This is a genomic window from Pseudonocardia sp. ICBG1034, assembly GCF_020131375.1.
Taxonomy (GTDB): domain Bacteria; phylum Actinomycetota; class Actinomycetes; order Mycobacteriales; family Pseudonocardiaceae; genus Pseudonocardia; species Pseudonocardia alni.
Genome location: NZ_JAHLEK010000010.1, coordinates 81,448 through 98,707 on the forward strand (window position 1 = coordinate 81,448; position 17,260 = coordinate 98,707).

The window sequence follows — 17,260 nt, forward strand, 5'->3', positions numbered from 1 at the left end:
GGAGGACCTGTGCTGATCGACCGACGACGATTCTTGCGCCGCACCGGACAGCTCGGCCTCGGCATCGCCGTGACCGGCCCCGTCCACGGCCTGCTCGGCGCCGCAGGCATCGCCGCCCAACCAAGCGCAGCCACCGGTTACGGGCCCCTCGTCGACGACCCGAACGGCATGCTCGCGCTGCCCGAGGGGTTCTCCTACCGAGTGGTCACCCAGGCCGGGAAGACCCGCCTCTACTCCGAGCACGCCTCCCCCGGGATCCACGACGGTGCCGCCGCGTTCCCAGCCCCGGACGGGAACGTGCTCGTCGTGCTCAACCACGAGGTCCGCGGCGGCCCCGACGACGGCGGCGCCGTCCCGCACCTGCGCGGCTACACCTGGCGCGAGGACGCCGGCGGCGGCTGCACCGTCGTCAAGACCACCCCCGACGGCGAGCTCATCTGGGAGACCGTCGCACTCGCCGGGACCTCCACCAACTGCGCTGGCGGGGTCACCCCCTGGGGCACCTGGCTGACCTGCGAGGAGACCGACAAGGACGGTCACGGCTACGTCTTCGAGGTCGACCCGGTCGACCTGCAGGCCAACCGAGACCCGCAGCCGATCAAAGCCCTCGGCCGGTTCGTCCACGAGGCCTGCTGCGTCGACCCCGACACCCTCACCATCTACCTGACCGAGGACACCTCCAACCCCTACGGCACCGTCTATCGGTGGACCCCACCCACCGGGTTCCGCGGCCGCAGCGGCGCGCTCAAGGCCCTCGACGTCGACGCCGGTGAGCTCGCCGCGATGGCCGCCACCGACCAGGCCGGGAACCTCGTCGACGACCTGGACCAGGGCGACACCGTCGGCACCTCCTACACCGTCGAGTGGGTTCCCATCGCCGACCGCGACGCCGGGCAGGGCTCGGTGCGCTCGATCGATGGGATCACCCGGGCGAAAAAGCTCGAGGGCGCCTGGTGGGCCGACCACGAGGGCGCCCCCGGCGCCTACCTGGTCTCCAGCTTCTCCGACTCCCACCACGGCCAGATCTGGCACTACGACCCCGCCGCCTCGACACTGACGCTGACCACGGTGTTCGCTGTGGAAGCGGATGGGGAGACCGTCGAGGCACCGGACAACATCGTCGCCGCCCCGTTCGGCGGGCTGATCGTGTCCACCGACGGCGACGGCGACGACCACCTCGCCGGCGTCGCCGACGACGGGACCGCCTACCCCATCGCCCGCAGCCAGATGGGCTCGGAGTTCACCGGCCCCACCTTCTCCCCCGACGGGAAGGTGCTCTTCGCCGGGATCCAGCAACCAGGGGTGCTGTTAGCGATCACCGGCCCCTGGCAGCCCGACCGACCTCCAGGTGGGACATCTGCGCAGCGGCCCTTCGAGACCGACTCGACCCCGACCAGGAGCGCCCGATGACCCGAACTCGCGCTCCCCGGCCCTGGGCCGAAGATCTCGCGTTGCCGGTGACCGCGCTCGGGTTCGCTCTGTTCGCCACACTCGTGGTCGAGATCGCCGCGGTGATGACCGGGCTGCTGTCGGGCGCGCCCCGGCTGCTCCTGGTCGGCTTCGGCGACCTGACCGCGCTCATCCGCTCCTCCCTCGGCGCCACACCACCCCCGGACAGCACCCTCGCGTACCTGACCCGTCAATCCACCCTGTTCCTGTCCTGCACCGTCGCCGCCGCGATCGTGCTGGCCGCCGCGGCCGCGGTGCTCGGGCGGTGGTGGTGGCGCAGCTGGGGACCGACCAAGCCCGGGCACGCCACCCGAGCCCAGATCCGCGCTGAGCTGTCCCTGCGCGCATGCCGCACCTCCGCGACCCGCCTGCGCCCCTCGTTGACCCCGGCCGAGATCCGGACCGCCGCCCCGGGGGAGGTCGGGATCCCGCTGCCCACCGGCCCGACCGGCCCTCTGTGGGCGCCGCTGGAGACCACCACCGGCACCCTGGCACCGACCCAGACCGGGAAGTCGCGCCGCTGGCTCACCCCGCTGTGCCTGGAAGCGCCCGGCGCGCTGCTGTGCTCGACCACCAAGCCCGACCTGCTCATGCTGACCGCGCTGGCCCGATCCCGGCGCCCCATGCCGGGCCCGATCCTGGTGTTCGACCTGACCGGCACCGTGAACTGGCCGGCGAAACTGCGCTGGTCACCGCTACGCGGCTGCGACGACGACATCACAGCCTGGGACCGCGCCCGCATGCTCGTCGAGGCATCCGCGCTCGCGGTGGAGACCGGAGACGGACGCGGCTCGGGCAACGACCGGGTCTTCCGCCAGCGCGCCGTCGGCGTGGTCGGCGCCTACCTCCTCGCCGCCGCCCTGTCCGGCGGCGACCTCGCCCGCCTCGCCGCCTGGGCCACCGACCGCGAGGCCGCCCGCTCCGCGGTCACCATCCTGCAGGGCCATGTCCGCTACCGGGCCTACGGCGATGCCCTCGAGGCCGAGTTGAACATGGTCCCCCAGACCGCCGACGCGGTCTGGCTCTCGGTCCGTCGCGCTCTGGCCCCGTTCGCCGACCGCCGGATCCGCGAGCTCTGCAACCACTCCCCCGCAGGCTCCTATGACGTCGAGCGGTTCATCGCCTCCGGCGGATCGCTGTACCTGGTCGCCGCCGAGAACGACGCCCATGCCGCACCCGTCATGACCACCATCGTCGCCGAATGGATCGACACCGCCCGCGAGATGGGGCTGCGCTACCCGAAGAAGCGACTCGACCCACCCGCCACGGCTGTCCTCGACGAGCTCCCCGCCGCCACACCGGTACCGGACCTCCCGACCACCCAGGCCGACTCCCTGAGCCGGGGCGTCATCATCCACTGGGCAGCACAGTCCAAAGCACAGCTGGAAACCACATACGGGCCGCAGAAGGCGGTCACGCTGCTCGACAACAGCTCGCTGATGGCCGTCTGGGGAGGATTGAAGGACCCCTCCACTCTGCAGTGGCTCTCCACCATCCTCGGCGAGCACGAACGCACCCGGCTGCAGGAACCGACCGGCGGGCTCTGGAACGGAGCCCGCGGCGCGACCCGCAGCCACGAGCGCATCCACACCTACCAGCCGGCCGAGGTTCGTACCCTCGACCGCGGCCAGGTCCTGCTCGTGTTCCGCCACCTGCTCGCGATCCAAGCCCGCACCGTCGACCCCTTTGACCGCCCCGACGGAGCACAGCTCCGCCGCGACGTCGACACCATCGAAAGCGGCAGAATCCCCATCGACGCCCACGGCTATCCCGTCTCGGGGACGCATCTGCCCCGGCCCGAGCCCCGACCGAGCCCCTACCCCGGCAGCCGGCCGCTCCACTGGTGACCGGACACAGCCTCGGCAGGGAGAGCGTTCACGGAGTGATCGTTAAAGGATCGGACGGAAGTGTCGGTGGCTCCCGCTACGGTGACTGGTTGACCGTGCTGGTGACGATCGGGGAGGAGGGTTCACGATGACGTTGCGAGGGCTTCCAGCCGTAGAGTTTCAGCAGCCGACGAACAAAGCCGTCCCGTTGTTCTCCTACCCGCACGAACAGCCTCCCGCCGGGGCCCTGGACATCCAGGTCACCGCGGCGCCGACGCTGTCGCTGCTCTATGACCGGCTCTGCGGCCAGGATAGCCCCGCCGACCTCGACACCTTCCGTGCGACGATCGACATCGCAACGCAATCGACGGTGCGCGAGACCCAGCAGCTCGGCGGCTACGTCGCCCATGCGGGCCGGGCCTGGCCGTGCCACCTGGAGATCACTCCGGTCATCCACCCCGTCGTCCCTGGAATCCCCGGCAGCCGTCTGCACCTGCATCTGCTGGTCGGGCCGACCGCGATCGCGGTTCACGACGGCCGCCGGTATCCCATCGACCGGGGCTCGATCGACGACGTGGTCGACGACATCTACGTCTCGTTCCGGGGCGCGATCGAGTACCACACCACCGACCGGTTCCGCCGCATCGAGCTGCACTGGGGACCGCCCCGCGCCGCGGCCCCGTTCGAGATCCTCAGCCCACCGCTCCACGAAGAACTGGCCTCCACCGACTACTTCATCGGACCGTGCACCGGCCTGTGGAGCAGCGAGCACGAGATCGTGCTCGCCCCCGACGCCGAGTACCGCGACTTCGATCGCGAGATCCAGCGCAAAGCTGCACTGCAGCCCTGGGCCGGCCCGGCCCATCCCGAGGAGCGCGTGTACCCCTTCGGCTGACCCCCCGGGGGCGGACTCCCCGGTGCGGGGTCAGCTGTGGCCGAGGCCTTGGCCCTGGTCGCGTCCGGTGTCGCGGCTCCGGTCCTGGCGGGCACGCCGCGCGGCGTCCTCAGCCCGGGTCCGTTCCGCCGCCCGGCCAGCCTTCCGGTCACCGGTGTCACGACTACGGCCGGTGTCCTGCCCCCGACCGCGTTCGGCCTGGCTGCTGTCTCGGAGCCTCCGCAGGATCTCGCGGGGGTCGGTCGGGTCGTTGCTGCCCGCGGCCGCGGCGGCCCGCCCGGCCTCTTCGTTGCGGCGGATCACCTCACTCACCTCCGGCCGCAGCTCACCATGCTCGCCACCACCGACAGCCGAAGCCTGCATACCTTGACGCTCTCCCCGGTCGGGGTCGGTGTACTGCTCGGGCTCGGGGTCGACCTGCCAGTCGCGGCCACGGCGACGCAGCTCCTCCGCCGCCAACCGCGCATCGTCGGCGACCTCGCGCACCCCCTCGTACCACTCACTGCGCCGCTGGTGGGCGCCTGTCCAGCGGGTGACCTCCCCGTGGGCGATGCGCACCATCGCCTCGGCGCCGTCTGCGCTGACCCCGCTCAGCTCCCGCTCGACCTGGACCGCGTGCGGGTTGTCCCGCTGCGCCCCAGCCAGGGTCGCGACAACCTGGGCCTCGTGCAGGCGGGTGTGGGCACCGGCCAGCAGGTCAGCGGCATACACCGGACCGGTCGACCGGGTCCGCTCCCATGCCCGGACCTTCTCCACCAGCTCAGCGTCGGACCGGGAGTGATGACGCGGCATCGCCGTCTCACCGCCGAGCGCGACGACCGCGCGGGTCCACCACGCCCGCGCCTGCACATCCTCCGCCGCGGGCGCCGGACCGAGCGTCGTGGACTCCGCGCCGACACCGGCGTACTCGCGATAACCCGCCGCCACGCCGGCCCGCTCGACCCACCGCTCATACAGCTCCGGCTCCGCCTGGGCATCGGGGACAGCGCCCAGCGGTCCGACCGCCCACTCAGGCTGCTCGGCTGCCGCCTGCTCACCGAGTTCCCGGGCCCGGGCGGTGATCAGCGGGGCCAGCCGGTTCCGCTGCACCGAGTACACGTCGTCGCCCTCGACGGTCCAGGTGACGAACTGCTGCGCGGCCGACGCGTCGTCGGCTACTCGTGTCGGGAGCGTGCGGGCGATGCGCCAGCGCAGCACGTCCGACACGTTCTCCGCCGAGTCCAGCTCGCGGCGGTCGGCGACCTCACGCAGCAACCGCTCCGGGTCATGCCCCCCGACCTCGGCCTCAGCGAGCACGGTCAGCAACGAACCGCGCCCCGACTCACGCTCCACCCGCCCGGCCACCGCAGACCCGAGCCCACGCTCCAGCAGCCCCGCGGAACGCTTCTCACCCTGCGCGCGGGCGAGGTCGAACCAGTCACCAGCCAGCGTCACCAACGACCGCGCCCGCCCCTCGCCCTCCTCCGCTGTAGCCAGGGCCGAGACCTGCGCACCGCTGTGCTCGACCAGGGCAGAGAACCGGCTGCGCGCGGTCTCATACATCGCCTGCTGGTCGTGCTCATCAGCCGGACGCTCCGACACCAACCACACGTGGTTGGACTCGCGTCCCCGGGTGATCGCCGGATAGGCCGCGTGCCGGCTGCTGCCCTCGTCCGCGACGAAGTGCCCGGTGTCCACGGTCAGCGACTGCGAGGCGTGCACCGTCACCGCATACGCCAGCGTCAGGTGCTCCTCGGCGTAGGCGGCGGGGAAGTGCGCGATCGCGCCGTGCCGGTCCCGCCCCAGCACCGTCCCCTCTGACGTCGCGCCGACCACCGTGTAGATCTCCCTGTTTGTCACCGGCTGCACCACCCCGGTTCGACCGTCGACGCGCACAGCCGGCTCCACCAGCAGACCGCGGTCGTTGCGCCGGGCCTGCACTCGGTCCCCGACCGACACCTTCTGCCCGCGGTGGATTCGGCTCACCGTGCGCCCGTCGACCCGCCCGAGTCGGATGAGTTCCTGGCGCAGTCTGCGCGACAGGTCCGCAGCCTGGTCGTTGGTTCCCACTATCAGCAGGGACTGCTTGCCCGCGACGGTGTCGGCGAGCCATGCCTTCCCGGCCTGTGCCTGCATCTGCTCCAACGTCCCCGCCCGCAACCGGCCACGGGTCAGGTACTCCGCCACCGCGGCGGTGTCCCCACCGCGCACCAGCAGCGACGCCGCGCGCTCCCAGGACTCGGCGAAGCGGTGCACGACCACCAACTCCGACACGCTCGCCGCGTGCCGGGTCAGGTGCTCGAACAACCCGCCCGCCTCGACCGCGCCCAGCTGCTCGTGGTCACCGGCCAGGACCACCTTCGCGCCGGCCTCGGCGGCCAGCCGGGTGATCAGGTGCAGGTCTATCGTCGACGACATTCCGGCCTCGTCCACGATCAACAGGTCCCCGGCAGACAGCCGCTGCCGAACGTGTCCGGTTTCATCCGGGGTGAACCGGTGCTCGAACATCGTCGTGTTGATCGCCGGGATCCCGTCCCCACGCAGGTTCTCCGCGGCGACCTGTGAGGTCGCCAACCCCAACACCCGGCCACCGATCTCCCGCGACCAGATCTCTGCGAGCGCGCCCACGGTGCGGGACTTCCCCGCACCCGCCGGGCCGACCAGGACGTCCCCTGCGACCCTCGACGTCAGGATCGCCACGACGGCGTCGACCTGGTCGCCGCTCATGCCCTGCCCGACCAGCTCCTCCCGCACCGCAGCCGCCCGGCCTGCGGCCAACCCCACCTCCAGCGGTGCGCTCACGCGAGCGACGACAGCCTCCTCGCGCCCGACGTGTGTGACCGAGGAGTAGCGCTCCCGATGCGCCCCGCGCAGGACGTAGCCACCATCACCGTCGCGCCGCAGCCCGCCGGGAACTTCCACCGGTTCGACCATCGACACCTGCACCACGTCCGCGCGGCGGACCGCGTCACGGGCGAGGTCCTCGAGCGCGGCCGCGCGCTGCGCCGGCGTCGCCTCCCCCAGCCCGAGACCCACCCACCGGTCCCCGACCTCGGCCTTGATCGCCAGCGTCAGGTTCCCGATGTCCCACACCGCGTACCGGCCCGTGACCCGCTCCACCGCCGCCCCCAGCAGCTCCTCCCGGTCGACCGGCTCCGCTCGCTCACCCCGCACCGGCTGTCCCTGCGCGGCGGCCTCAGCCGCGTCGGACAATGCACCCTGCAGCTCCCGCGAATGCGCCCGCGCCCAGCGCCGCAACGCCTGCGGCCCGGCGTCCGCGGACTTCGGCGCCCGGGTGTCCAGCACCGCCATCCGCGCGATCCGGTGCATCGCCGCCGCACTCGGCGCCCGCCCAGTGCGCGACCGGAACTCCTCCACCAACGCCGCGATCCGCGCATCCACCTGCCCGGTCCGAGTCGACGCCGCGTCCATCAACGCCTGGTCGACACCGGCGATCTCCCGCGCATGCCCGTCCGGACGCTCCCGCCACGCAACCCCTACCGCGGCGGTGACCAGCTGCTCGAGGGCTTGCTGATACACCGCATCCACGGCCTGCTTCAACCCTCGGAACGACGCCCCGTCCAGGGCCGTGATTCGGCCATCCGCGGTCGCGGTCCGGTTCAACAACGCACCGTGGGTGTGCAACTGAGGCTCGTCCTCACGGTTGGTCGAGTGCCCCCACAACGTCCACGTCGTCCCCTGCCCCCGCTCGAACGTCCCCATCCCCGCCCGCGACCGCGGACCCGAATGCCGGCCCGTCCGCGTCACCGCAACCCGCTCATCGGCGAACGACACCGCCGTCTCCACAGCCCGGTCGTGCGCCGCACGCACCGCCGCGGCCTCACCATCCGCACCGGCCGCGAGCAACGCCGCGTAGAACACACTCACCGACTTCGGCGCACTGAACGTCCAGTCGTAATACGCCACACTCCGACGCGTATCAGCCTCCGCCGCCCGACGAATCTCCTCGACCCGCTCCTCAGCCGGCACACCCGCCTCACGCCTGATCGCCCGCTCGACCCGCTCCTCCACCGCCCGGTACTTCCGCGGCCGGTTCCCCAGATAAACCGGGTCCTCCTCCGAAGACTCCGGGCGACGCAGCTGACCGAACACCGCCCGCACATCCTCAGCCACCACCGCCTCACCGGCAGCGAACGGCAGACCCAGCGCCACGATCCCCGACCCAAACCAACGGCCCTCCGGCTCACCGTGCTCGACAGCCGCGGCGTAGTAACCCGGCCCATCCGTGCCCTGCTCGGCGCCCTGCTCAGGGCCGCGGTGCGCGGCACAGCCGGAGCCACGGAGCAGGTACTCGACCGCCCCCGCCCCGACCGTGTTGATCCGCAGCATGATCCACATCTTACCGCACCCAACCGAAGATCATCAGTTGATGCATAGGTCTGTTAGCGGAGAAGCGGTGACGATGACTGGTGGGATGGCAGCATGGGTGTGTGGAACGACATGGAGATGTCAGCGGGAACGACAGGTCGTGTCAGCAGACGGCGCCACGGAGATGTCAGCAGCTGTGGGACGGCGCAACGGGAACGAAGGTGCCCGGCGACAGCCCTGTGGAGCGACAGCTCGATGTCAGTGGAAAACGACAGATCGAGTGTCAGTAGACGACAGCTTGGCTGTCAGTGCTTTGATCTTGGTTGAAGGTTGGTGGCGCCGGTGAATGTGGTCGCGAAGGTCTCGGGCGTGTAGCACTTCTCGCGCGGGATGGCGGCCTCGCCGGCCGGCAGACCTGCGAGGTCGGCGCCGGCGCGGATTCGGTGCGCGAGGCGCCGCCCGAGCAATGCCTTCCCGTCACGCCCGATGAACAGTGCCGGTGGCGGGTCGTCCCGCGACGCGCGGTCGAGCAGCAGCGCCCGCAACATTGGGCGTGCCTGAGGGGGGACGCGGAAGGTTCCGGTGTAGGCGCGGACGTGGCGGCCGCACGGGTCGGTCCAGTCGAGTCGGGTCTTCGCGAGCCAGGGTGCGCTGCTGTCAGTGGCCCGGGCCAGGGTCAGCGCGCCGACGGCGAGCGGGCAGGCCAGCCGGCGGAGCCGAGTGACGGTCTCGGGGCTGAAACGCGGCCCGAGGTAGCCCAGCAGGCGGGTGTCGGTCGCGAGCGCGGGCAGGACGAGGTGCAGGCCTGCGTCACGCAGCCCCACCCGGGCAGCGTGCAGGCGCAGCAGCAGGTCATCGCCGTCGTGCGCGTCGATGGTGAGGTTTTGCAGCAGCACACCGAGCGCGCAGTCGGGCCGGACCTTCCGGGCCCGGATGCGAGTGCGTTCGGTGTAGATCCGCCAGGCGCGCCCCGCCCGAGCGGCGAGATCGCGCACCGTTGCGTACTGCTCCTCGGCGGTGGGCTTCTGGCGGTCGGCGGCCGTCGGCACGGTGAGCAGCGCGAGCATGGCTGGCCAGGGCAACGTTGTCGGAGTCCGCGCGCTGTGCAGTGGCCCGTGGGCGACCCTCCACACCTGCACCCCGGTGGCGACGGCGAGCCGGTCGACCGCGGCGAGGGTCGAGAATGGGAGCAGATGCGCGCGCAGCACCACCAGGTGGTGCACCTGCTCCGCGCGCAACCAGAGCTCGAGCAGCCCCGGCGCGCTGCTGCGCGGGCCGGCGGCATCCAGAGCTCGCCGGTCCTTCCCGAGGGCGAGCAGCACGTCGCGGGCCAGCACCGGCCACGGCGAGCCCGGCGCCGCCAGGCAAACGACCACCCCGTCCGCGAGGTCGTGCACCCCGAGCAGCGCCCGCACACAGGCGTGGTCGTCGTCGGGATCGAGCACCCACCGCAGCCCGGTCCCCGAACCGGGCCTGTCATGGCGGTAGCCGGCTCCCGGAGCCGCCGCGGCCGCCCTGATGGCCGGTGGCCGCACGTCGGTGGCCGCGGACCTGCGCGTGGCCGACGCTGTGGCCGACACGACAGTGCGCTGCGTGGCCGCGTGTGCGCGGCGGCCACCGGTCGCGGTCCCGCAGCTCGCGGCCGCGACCGAGCCGGTCACGGCCCTCCAACCAGAAGCGGGCTCATCCGGTGATCGCGGCGCCGTGCAACGCGAACGCGTTCGCCACGATCCTCGCGTCGAGCACCGGGTGGTCGTGCTCGGCGCACAGCTGCGCGGCGGACTGGGTGAACGAGGCCCAGTCGCGCAGGTTCCCGTGCGCGAGATGGTCATCGACCTGCACCAGCAGCTCCGGGTCGACGCCCTCGTAGATCGGGTGGAACCGCGGGATCAGCTCCAGCACCTGCGCGCTGGTGAGAGGTTCGAGCCGGACCCGCCGGTAGATCCGCGAGCGCAGCATCGGCTGGGCCGAGAGGACCTGCCAGGCCCCGTCGCCGCCGACCAGGAGCAGCGCGAACCGGGTCCGCGGGTGATCATGCAGATGGCGCAGGAACTCGATGCACTCGGTGTTGAGCCGCTGGGCCTCGTCGACCACCACCACGCGCGGACGTGTCGAGAGCTCCTCGATCACCGCGTCCATCAGCACGAACCGGCTGCGTGCCCGCCCGGCTGGCGACCCGGTCAGCTGCTCGAACAGCGTCGCGGCGACCAGGCGCATCGTCGGGCGCGACGGGAACGACGACCACAACCCCGCCTGCGAGCGGGCCGCCAGCGCGGACTCCACCGCGTAGGTCTTGCCCATCCCGGCCGGGCCGTGGACCACGCCCATCGCTGCGGCGTCGACGACGTGCCCGACGGCCTGGTCGACCAGCTGCAGCCCGGTGGTGGGCAGCACCCGCGCCCCGGGCAGGTCGAGGAAATGCCGCGCCATCAGCCCTGCTCTCCGTCCTGACCGCCGACGCGGCGCTCGGTGTCCTGCTCGGTGTCCTGCTCGGTGTCGTGGGGTTGGTCGAGATCGACCGGTGCGGGCGAATCGGCGGCCTCGCGGAACTCGGGGTTCCAGTAGGCGAAGTCGCTCTTGAGGTCGAGCAGGTCGGTCCGCGCCAGCCGCGCCAGGGCGGCGTAGTCCGGGCCCTCGTCCCCGCGCCGGCGACGGCGCCGGTCGCGTTCGGTGCGGGCGGTGTCGTTGGTGATCACGGTGGTGTCCTCGACCTCGCCGGGCTTGGTGATCGGGGCGAGCTGGGCGCGGGCACGCCGGCTGGCGCGGCGGTGCCGCCGTCCCAGCTCGGCGGCGTCGGCGCGGCGCCGCTCGAGGACCGCGTCGCGCTGTTCGGAGGTGAGGGTGTCCTGCGGGAAGGCCGTGGCCAACCAGTGATCGCCGCGGAACAGCTCGATCTGGCGCAGGTCGTGCGGGGTGTAGCGGACCTGGAGGCGTTCCCCGACCAGCTCGTTGAGCTCCGGGGCGATGAACCGCACCCCACCGAAGTGGATGCCGTCGCGGTTGACCGTGCGCTCGACGTCGGCCATCAGCATCCACCGCAGCTGGGCCGGGTCGAGCTCGCGGAGCGGGGTGGCGTCCTCACCCCAGCGCACCAGCGGTGTCGTGCTCAGCTCGGAGTGCACCCGGGTGGTGTTGTAGCCGCGTACCCACTCGGCGAAGCGGTCCACGAACAGGCCCAGCGACATCGGCTCGGCGTCCGGGCCCAGCAGCGCCCCGTCGAGGCTGCGTGGACCGTCGGTGTGGAACGGCAGCCCGGAGAGGAACTCCTGGTCCAGGGTCCGGTTCGCCCTCTCGATCTTGCCCTTCAGATGTGGGGTGTAGCCCGGCGTCGGCACGAACTCGATCCCCAGCGCGGCGCACGAACGGCGTAGCGCGGCCGCGCTGAACTCCAAGCCCTGATCGGGGCGCAGCACCGCGGGCAGCCCACCGAAGGGGCCGCGGTCCGGGTCGATCACGATCCCGGCCCGCAGCGCGGCCAGCACCGTCGCCGAGGTCGGGCGCAGCGAGATCGCCCACCCCATGATCATCCGGGAGTAGGCGTCGAGGAACAGCGTGGCCCACGGCTTGGCCGGGCGCTGCGCGCGCGGCGCGAGCACCAGCACCGGCAGCTCGACATGGTCGCCTTCCCACATCGCGTTGCGCGCCGACGGCGCCCACCGCAGATACACCTCGTAGCGACGCCGGCCCTCCGCGCCCTCCACCAGCCCGGCCCGCTGGCCGGGAGTCAGCTGCGTGGCGAAGGCACGCTGCAGTCCGCGCAGCGACGGGCCTCCGGGCTGCGCGGCGTGCCGCTCGCGATGCACCGCGGCGACGTTGCCTTGCCAGGCCACGAACGCGTCGACGTCGGCGCTGGTGAGCTCGTACCGGCCACGATGGGCCGCCGGTTCACCGGGTCCGGCGTGTTCGTGGCCGGGATGTTCGCAACTCACGCGTCCCTGGTCGGCGTCACGGACGGCGAGCCAGCGCCACAGCGTGCGCTCGGTGACCCCAGCCCCAGCAGCGGAGGCCCGCACGACCGCGGTGGTGAGTTCACCGGCGGCGCGCAGCTCGCGCAGCCGCGCGACCAGCAGCGCCTTCATGCCGGGGCCGAGGCGGGTCATCGCGACATGTCCACCACGCAGCCCGGGCAGACCGGCCCGGCAAGGCGCCACCCGGTCTCGACGAGCCACGCGTCGATCGCCGCGGTGACCTCGAGGTCGAGGTTGGTGAGCTCGCCGGCGAGCAGCGGCCCGTCCCCGCAGCGGGCGCACACGACCTCGTCCACCGGGCCGTCCGGGGCGCATCCCCGGCAGAACCGCCGCGACGCCGGCCCGCGCCCGGCCGGGTCGGGCATCAGCCACTCGGTGGCCAGGTCGGCGACCTCGTCGGCGGTCGTGGCCTGCCGGCCACATGCCGAACACCGCACCTCGACCGCTGCGCGGGACGACGGGAGCGTCCGGGGCCTCGGGCTCACGAGCGGGGCTCCCCACCCAGAGTGGGGTCCACGGCCAGAGTGGGGTCCGCGGCCAAGGTGGGGTCCTCGGCGGCGGTGATCGGCTCCGGCGGCCGCGCCGGCAGGTGCCGATACAGGGTGGTGCGCGGGATCCCGGTCTTGGTCACGATCTCAGTCATCGTGTCGCCCTGGTCGCGGAGATGGGTGGCGTAGGCGATCTGGTGGGTGTCGACGGTGACCGGCCGCCCGACACGACGGCCTTTCGCGGTCGCCACCGCGCGGGCGTGCGCGGCCCGCTCAAGGGTGTAGGTGCGCTCCATCTGCCCGAACAGCGCCAGCAGCACCACCGCCAGCTGCGCCATCGGGTCGTCGGGGTTCGACGAGTCCACCCGGATCGGGTCGGCCAGGTTGCGGACCCCGACCCCGCGCTCCGAGAGGTCGTGGATCAGGTTCAAGGTGTCGCGCACCGTGCGCCCGAGCCGATCCAGCGTGTGGACCACGATCACGTCCCCGGAGCGAGCGTAGGCGAGTGCGGCGGCCAGGCCGGGACGGTCCGAGCTGGCTCCGGAGCGCTTGTCCAGATAGATCCGCTCGGCAGGGATGCCGACCTGGCCGAGTGCGTCGATCTGACGCTCGAGGTCCTGCTTGGCCGTCGACACCCGCGCGTACCCGAGGTCCACACCGCGGAACGTACCGCTGGTCGGCTCCGGACGAGCTTTACGACACGCCGTTATGGCCACTACTTCTGGACCGCGACACGCCGAGCCCGCATGAGCCGGCGAGGGGCGACGGGTGACCGTCCCACATCCAAGGATTCGGGTCGCTCCAACGTTCGCGGAGTGGGCGGCGGGAGTCAGCGACAGCGCGTCACGTCGAGGCCGGCGCAGTACGGAACGTGGCGTCGGGGGCATGGCGCGCTCGCAGCGAGGTCGCCCGCACAGCGAACCGAACCGCGCTACCCAGACGTACGTTTTGAGTTGCGCGAATATAGACACACGAACCATGAATCGCTAGAATGGGTCCTGGCCGCAGCCAGGCCACCAGGGTGGTGACCAGCGCGGCGGACTGTGGAGGAGGTGGCCGTTGTGGTCGTGTACGCCGCCGCCAGTCGGCCCCTCTCGCCCCCGCTCCGGTCCGCGCACAGCGCTGGGGTGGGACCAGCGAGCGGACCGGCCCCTGACGAGAACACGGTGCACGTCACGGCCGCTCAGCTCGGCGCGGGCGCAGTGACCATGGCCGGGTTGTACCTGGCGTTGTTGTCATCTTCGATGCCCTGGAGCGCCATCGCCTCGGACGCCGACTCGGGAAGCGCTGCGTCCCCGCTCGCGGTCTCGGACATGGTCGTGGGCCTCGTGCTGATCGTGCTGGGCCACGTTGGCTGGACCGCGAACTCCGAAGGATCGCGTCGCGCCGGGTGGGCCGCCGCGGTGCTCGGGGTATGGATCGCGCTCGCCCCGGTCGCCCCGGGCGGGCCCACGATCGGATGGGCGACGGTGCTGGGCTCGGCCACAGCCGGGGTCGCCGTGCTCGCCGCTGCCCTCACCATGATCGTGACCGGTCAACCCCGGCGGCGGAAGAACCGCACCTCCCTGAACACGGGCAAGCACGGCCCCGGCAACCCCCCCACCCCTGGGACCCCCGCGCCACCCCCGCCACTCGCCGCGCCGGCCAGCCGGTGTCTGACCCGGGCAGCTGATCTGGCCCACCACGACCACCGACGACGACCCGTACCAAGCCCGCACCGGGGAGCTGCGACATGATCTCCACCCTCGACCACGCCGAGGTCCTCGATCCCACCTCGCGCGTCACGGCGTCCGACCCCAGAACCCGACCCGCCGGGCCCGATCACCCCGCGTCGAGGCCGCCGCGCCGCCTCGTGGTGGGGCTGCGCCCCGACGACAACGCCCCGGCCCTGCTGGGTCCTGCGGCCCGGCGCGCCCGCGCCGAACGCCGGCCCCTGCTGGTCGCCGTGGCCCGACCCGCCGCGCCGTGGACCACCGACGCCGTCGTCCACGCCGTGGCCGCCGACCGACTCGACAGCCGGCTCATCGCGCTCATGCGGACCGCCTGCGACGTCTGCGCCGACGCCGGCTGGCCCGCGACCACCGTGCTCACCGTCGCCGCACCCGGCGCGCTGACCCGCCGTGGCCGCGAGCGGCAGTGGCAGCGCCGGCTCCGTGCGCTGGCCCACTCGCTCGACGCCGAACTGCACCCACCCCACGGCGGCCACAGCCCGCCGAACGTCTCGCCGGGCCCGCGGCCCGCGGCCACGACGAGGAGCTCCTGAGATGGCCCGGCCCGTCCGCCCCGTCCGCCCCGGCGACCACACCCACCCCACCCCCGGCGGCCGGCTCCACATCCGCTCAGTCACCAGGGGAACGATCCTGGCCTTCCACGGGCGCCTGGCCCGCCACGACGCCGCCGTCCTCAGCCGCCACCTACACCAGCAGCTCGACCAGATCGTGCGGGTGCTGGTCCTGGACCTCAGCCACGCCGAAGTCCACGCCCCCGAGACGCTCGAGGTCCTGCGCTGCGCCCGCGACCGCGCCCACGCCGAGAACGTCGGCTTCCACATCATCGACCGCAGCGAACCGTCCCTGCACACCACCCTGCGTCAGCAGGAACGAGCCGGCGAACGCCCCGTCCGCCACGACGCCGCCCACCGCGCCCACCGATCCCCATCGGCACACGCTCGTCAGTGCACGAACCTCGGCACGCGAAGAGCGAGCCGCATGATGGCGTCGGTGGCGCACCGTCGTTCTCACACCAGCCGTTAGCAGCCCTTCAGTACCGGCGGCACGGTGCGTCCCACGTCCCGGATTCCGCGCCCCACTGGCGTGGCCCCCGGGGCGCGTGACCGGCGCGCCACTCGATCTCGACGCCCGCGCGCAACGCCTCACCCCCCGAGGCGCCGCGGGCGCGGGGGTCCGGCGCCGCCGACGGGCCGCCGGCCGAGCTCGGTCCACCCCCCAGGACCGAGACCCGGCCGGCGGCCCACCCACACCACCGCGACCACCGAGCGACCACTGAGCGACCACCCCAGGACGAGGATCGAGGGCGAGACGATGAGCCGACCCCCGCTGCCCTGGCGGGTTCTGGCCGACGTGATCGACCTCGGCGCCGAGGCCACCGCCGCGCTCGCACTGCTCGCCCTGCGCGCGGTGCACGCGTCGCCGCCCCGCCGCCCGCCGCAGCCCCGGCTGGTCCTGGTCACGACCGCGTCCGCCCCCGCGGCCGCGGCCCTGAGCTCGGCGGGATGACCCGCGGCCCAGCGCGAAGACCCCTGCGGCGCGGCCCACACCGACCGCGTTCCGGCCCCGACCTAGTGGAGCCTGCGATGCCCTCACCCGATGTGTTCGACCACGAACAGCCCCGCCGCGGGCGAGCACTGACGCCCGCCGAGCAGCGCACCCTGGCCGACATCAGCGCCCGACTCGATCTAAGCGACCCCCACCTCGGGGCCCGGCTGCGCCACCGAGCCCCGCGCCACCGCCCGCAGGAGCCCGCTACAGCGTCCACGAAGGGCTCCGCGTCGGATCGGGCGAGCGCCGCCCGCCCCGGCGAACGCCGTGACACCCGGGACGTCACCGACCGCCTGACCCACCGCGAGTGGAACCTCCTCGTCCAGGTCAGCATCGTGGTCGTGGTGGTGATCGTGCTCCTGCTGGCGTTCACCGACGGGGCCGTGACCGCGTTGCTGGCGCTCGGTCTCCTCATGGTCCCGCCCACCGTGCTGAACCTGCTGTTCCTGCGCCGCGACCCCACCCACCGCCCCGGTCCATCCCAGGTCCCGCACGATTGACCCTGGCTGTCCCCGGCCCGTCGTGCGAGGCTGAAAACATGAATCCGAGTCACACAGATGCTGGTCGAGGAGACACCAGTTGGGGTGGCGCCCGCCAAGGACCTGCTGGGGACCCGAGCGCGCCGCCCGATGCGGCGGGGGCCTCGGGGTGGACGTTCCTGACCAACCACGCCCACGTGCTGGTCGCGCTGGCCCGCGACCCGGACACCCGACTGCGCGACGTCGCGGTCCTGGTCGGGATCACCGAACGCTCGGTGCAGTCGATCGTGGCTGACCTCGAAGCCGCCGACTACCTGCAACGCGTCCGCGTGGGCCGGCGCAACCGCTACCAGGTCGACCCCTCCGGCCCGCTGCGCCACCCCGCCGAACGCGACCACGCCGTCGGCGAGCTCCTCGGCGTGTTCACCACCGGGCCCGCGCCCTCATCCGAGGCCTCGGACGAGGCGTCGGCGGCCCACCGCTGAGCGCGCGCACGGCCGCGGACGCGAGAGCCACCGTGGGTGTTGCCCAAAAACACGAAACATGCTTCACTTGAAGTGTCTGGAGGG

14 protein-coding genes are annotated in these 17,260 nt (G+C 72.6%); 7 read left to right on the forward strand and 7 right to left on the reverse strand.

Annotated elements, in window-relative coordinates; genetic code table 11:
• Positions 1 to 33 precede the first annotated feature (33 nt).
• The 3 genes from KPF22_RS00910 to KPF22_RS00920 all read left to right on the forward strand — a co-directional run bounded on the left by KPF22_RS00910 (position 34) and on the right by KPF22_RS00920 (position 4,170).
• On the forward strand, positions 34 to 1,410 hold the full coding sequence (locus tag KPF22_RS00910; RefSeq protein WP_224400940.1) for an alkaline phosphatase PhoX: 1,377 nt from the start codon (positions 34 to 36) through the stop codon (positions 1,408 to 1,410).
• Positions 1,407 to 3,296 carry a type IV secretory system conjugative DNA transfer family protein gene (locus tag KPF22_RS00915; RefSeq protein WP_157818121.1) on the forward strand — a complete coding sequence of 630 codons (1,890 nt, stop codon included), beginning with the start codon at positions 1,407 to 1,409 and terminating at the stop codon, positions 3,294 to 3,296. Before KPF22_RS00910 ends, KPF22_RS00915 begins: the two co-directional genes overlap by 4 nt.
• Before the next feature lie 127 nt (positions 3,297 to 3,423).
• A complete protein-coding gene (locus tag KPF22_RS00920) occupies positions 3,424 to 4,170 on the forward strand; it encodes a hypothetical protein (RefSeq protein WP_157818120.1) in 747 nt (248 codons plus the stop codon).
• A 30-nt stretch (positions 4,171 to 4,200) separates the two neighbouring features.
• Here KPF22_RS00920 and mobF read toward each other — a convergent pair whose 3' ends face one another.
• The 6 genes from mobF to KPF22_RS00950 form a co-directional block, all read right to left on the reverse strand.
• Positions 4,201 to 8,499 carry a MobF family relaxase gene (gene mobF, locus KPF22_RS00925; RefSeq protein ID WP_167409924.1) on the reverse strand — a complete coding sequence of 1,433 codons (4,299 nt, stop codon included), beginning with the start codon at positions 8,497 to 8,499 and terminating at the stop codon, positions 4,201 to 4,203.
• Between the two features lie 284 nt (positions 8,500 to 8,783).
• Positions 8,784 to 9,923 carry a hypothetical protein gene (locus KPF22_RS00930; RefSeq protein ID WP_224400941.1) on the reverse strand — a complete coding sequence of 380 codons (1,140 nt, stop codon included), beginning with the start codon at positions 9,921 to 9,923 and terminating at the stop codon, positions 8,784 to 8,786.
• Positions 9,924 to 10,161: 238 nt separating this feature from the next.
• Positions 10,162 to 10,908 carry an ATP-binding protein gene (locus KPF22_RS00935; protein WP_224400942.1) on the reverse strand — a complete coding sequence of 249 codons (747 nt, stop codon included), beginning with the start codon at positions 10,906 to 10,908 and terminating at the stop codon, positions 10,162 to 10,164.
• On the reverse strand, positions 10,908 to 12,578 hold the full coding sequence (locus KPF22_RS00940) for a Mu transposase C-terminal domain-containing protein (protein ID WP_224400943.1): 1,671 nt from the start codon (positions 12,576 to 12,578) through the stop codon (positions 10,908 to 10,910). Before KPF22_RS00940 ends, KPF22_RS00935 begins: the two co-directional genes overlap by 1 nt.
• A complete protein-coding gene (locus KPF22_RS00945) occupies positions 12,575 to 12,931 on the reverse strand; it encodes a hypothetical protein (RefSeq protein ID WP_224400944.1) in 357 nt (118 codons plus the stop codon). Before KPF22_RS00945 ends, KPF22_RS00940 begins: the two co-directional genes overlap by 4 nt.
• Positions 12,928 to 13,590, reverse strand: a complete 663-nt coding sequence (locus KPF22_RS00950) for a recombinase family protein (protein ID WP_224400945.1) — start codon at positions 13,588 to 13,590, stop codon at positions 12,928 to 12,930. The genes KPF22_RS00945 and KPF22_RS00950 overlap by 4 nt, the downstream gene beginning before the upstream one ends.
• A 1,076-nt stretch (positions 13,591 to 14,666) precedes the next feature.
• Between KPF22_RS00950 and KPF22_RS00955 the strand changes: the two genes are divergently transcribed.
• Positions 14,667 to 15,197 (forward strand): hypothetical protein, encoded by a 531-nt coding sequence (locus tag KPF22_RS00955; RefSeq protein ID WP_224400946.1) that lies wholly within the window; start codon positions 14,667 to 14,669, stop codon positions 15,195 to 15,197.
• A 151-nt stretch (positions 15,198 to 15,348) separates the two neighbouring features.
• Here the strand turns inward: KPF22_RS00955 and KPF22_RS00960 are convergent, their stop codons facing one another.
• Complete coding sequence (locus KPF22_RS00960) at positions 15,349 to 15,573, reverse strand: hypothetical protein (protein WP_224400947.1); 225 nt, start codon at positions 15,571 to 15,573, stop codon at positions 15,349 to 15,351.
• 402 nt (positions 15,574 to 15,975) lie between these two features.
• Here KPF22_RS00960 and KPF22_RS00965 point away from each other — a divergent pair, with 402 nt between their 5' ends.
• From KPF22_RS00965 to KPF22_RS00975, 3 genes are all read left to right on the forward strand, one after another.
• Entirely contained in the window at positions 15,976 to 16,170 is a 195-nt protein-coding gene (locus KPF22_RS00965; RefSeq protein WP_224400948.1) for a hypothetical protein, read from the forward strand.
• Positions 16,171 to 16,247: 77 nt separating this feature from the next.
• Positions 16,248 to 16,712, forward strand: coding sequence for a DUF3040 domain-containing protein (locus tag KPF22_RS00970; protein WP_224400949.1), 465 nt, complete (start codon positions 16,248 to 16,250; stop codon positions 16,710 to 16,712).
• Positions 16,713 to 16,888: 176 nt separating this feature from the next.
• Positions 16,889 to 17,176 carry an AsnC family transcriptional regulator gene (locus KPF22_RS00975; protein ID WP_308010347.1) on the forward strand — a complete coding sequence of 96 codons (288 nt, stop codon included), beginning with the start codon at positions 16,889 to 16,891 and terminating at the stop codon, positions 17,174 to 17,176.
• Positions 17,177 to 17,260 lie beyond the last annotated feature (84 nt).